General features: G+C 41.7%; 2 protein-coding genes and 1 pseudogene. All 3 read left to right on the top strand.

Translation table 11 applies throughout. The annotated features are described in order from the left end of the window. Positions 1–592, top strand: a pseudogene (locus tag M989_RS22230) (hypothetical protein); the annotation flags it as partial. Positions 593–786: 194 nt separating this feature from the next. Beyond that, positions 787–1,296, top strand: coding sequence for an HNH/endonuclease VII fold toxin-2 domain-containing protein (locus tag M989_RS24980; protein WP_083965191.1), 510 nt, complete (start codon positions 787–789; stop codon positions 1,294–1,296). A 5-nt stretch (positions 1,297–1,301) separates the two neighbouring features. Beyond that, positions 1,302–2,330 (top strand): WD40/YVTN/BNR-like repeat-containing protein, encoded by a 1,029-nt coding sequence (locus M989_RS26095; protein WP_209438780.1) that lies wholly within the window; start codon positions 1,302–1,304, stop codon positions 2,328–2,330. Positions 2,331–2,483 lie beyond the last annotated feature (153 nt).

Here is a 2,483-nt window from a genome sequence, read left to right as displayed (position 1 = left end):
GCCGAATGTGAAATTTGAAGGACTGGAAGTGCCGCGCCATGAAGATATAATGACGCATAACCACGGTTCAACAGCGAATACGCCTCCCAGCACTTATGTTGATACAAAAACAAGAACAGGTCCATGCGGTGAAGAAGTAAAAGAAGTTGAAAGGCATTGCAGACCTGAAAATCAGAAAAATGATGATAAGTCCCGGAAGGCCTCAAAGACCAGACTGGGGAAAATTATCTCTCCGGAAAAATTAAAAATACTGGAAGAAAAATCAAAAGCGATAAAAAACAAGCTTGGTTATAAAAAAAACTCACAGAACGACTGGATCGATGATCACTGTGAAGGGCTAATGCTTCGTCCGTGGTCGGATAAGCAGATCGATAATAATATCGATACAGAATTAAGGGATGAATTAAAAAAACTGACAAGCGATCTGGACAGATTAACTAAAGAAGCCATATCAGAAATAGAAAACTATTTCGCCGAAAAATTAAAACAGGCTGAGGATAAGGCAACTCAGGTTGTAATTGACAAACTTGAAAAAAAGTTGCAATTAAGGTCGCAGCACAAGGCGCTAAAGTTGTATTTAAAGGAGCAATAGCCGCAATTCCGTTTGCTGGGTGGATTATTTCTGGATCGTGGACAGCTTATGACATCTATGATATTAACGAGTCATACCAAGAGTTAGAAAAATTAAAAACACTCTATGAAGATGCTAAAGAAATCTTATTTGAGAATAAAAGAGCCAGGGCTGAGTTAGTAAAACTTATAGGTCAGATAGATGAAAAATCACCTATGCAACTCATTGCGGGAGGGATGGATATTTTTGCCAGATTAAATTCATGTACACGAGCAAGGCGTTGTCTGATGGTTCGGTATGACGACACGAGAGGGTACAGAAAGTCATTTGAAGGAAAAGGTTGCTGCCCCGGACAAACGGGACATCACCTGATTCCGGAAGCAATGGCAAAGAGTGGTTGTGAAAACTATAATCATGATGAAGCTCCGGTAATATGTGTAGAGGGTATTAACCAAAATCAGGGGTCGCATAAAACAGTACATGACAGATTGCATCTCGAAGTGCTTAGTGTTGGTGTGGGAACAGCAATTAAATATGATCCGACAGCAAGAGATATGGCAATAATTAGTTTTAAAACGGCATTTCCGGAATCGAAATGTGATGTAAAATGTTTAAAAGCTCAGCTTAATGCATTTTATGGAAAATGCAAAGGTGATATGACTGCTAAATCGGGAACCCGAGGTTCTCCAGAGCGTGATGATAATGATGATAACACTGAGGAGTAACTTTTATGCTGATTAACGATGAATTTATACATGGTTTCTATGGGAGTATTATTACGGACTGTTCTGTACGCTCTAAAAATTTTTTTGCATTCTCAGCGCGTAATATAGAAGAAAGTGATAAACATGATCTCACAGGGGAGTGGGATGTTACTAAGTATGGCTGTAGATTCTATTTAAACAAACCAGAAGGCAAACGAGTTGGTAAGGCAACATTAAGAAACTGGGGGCGTGTTTATTGTACCACCAGCACATTACCATCAGGATTATTTATTTATATAAGTGGCGAGGGATTAGTATATGTGGTAGGTGCGAATATAAAAAAAGATGAAAATATATCCAACTCATGGATAAATAAGCAGGCGCTTCCTGATTACCAGGGCGACGGCCCCGGCTATTTTGGCGTTTGCCGTGCTAAAATGCTTTTTGGTTATGCTTGGGTGTGTGGTCCGAGAGGTAATGTTGCCAAGAGAATCGGGGAGGATAAATGGGAATACCGGGGAAATCCTTTTCCCGACACAATGGATGTTTATGAACTGGATAACCAGATATTTATGGATATTGATGGTTTTTCAGAAAACGATATGTATGCAGTGGGTGGTCAGGGGCGAGTGTGGCATTACGATGGTCAGTCATGGAGTCAGGTTGCCTTCCCGACTAATATGTACCTGTACACTATTTGCTGTGGTGGGAATGGTGAGGTCTATATTGGGGCGCAGTCCGGTGCGGTGTTTAAAGGCAGAGGAGACAGATGGCAGCAAATTATTTCTGGCGGGATGGCAAAGCCCTTCAACGATATGGTCTGGTTTCAGGACAGGGTGTGGGCAACTTCTGATTATGGAATATGGGTCATAAAAAATGACGGCATTGAGGAGCCATTGATACCGGATGAAGTTATGATCTGTGCCGGGAGTATGGCTGTCGGGGATGGTGTTCTCTTAATAGCAGGAGAAGGTGGTGCAGCCTTTCATAATGGCACTTTGTGGCAAAGTTTATTTTTACAGAAAGAAATGACTGAAGCAGAGGATAATTCATAAAATAAAAATCACCCTTCATAGAAAGCTGCATTGCAACAAGCAGCAAATCAATACCGGGCACATCGACGGCATACCTGGCATAAGTAATGTCGCGTCCGGATGGACCGGGGCGGAAAGGACTAATCCACCTCAGCGATGACTACGGGCACCAGG

Source organism: Kluyvera georgiana ATCC 51603 (genome assembly GCF_001654985.1).
GTDB lineage: Bacteria > Pseudomonadota > Gammaproteobacteria > Enterobacterales > Enterobacteriaceae > Kluyvera > Kluyvera georgiana.
This window is presented reverse-complemented; position numbering and strand designations above follow the sequence as displayed.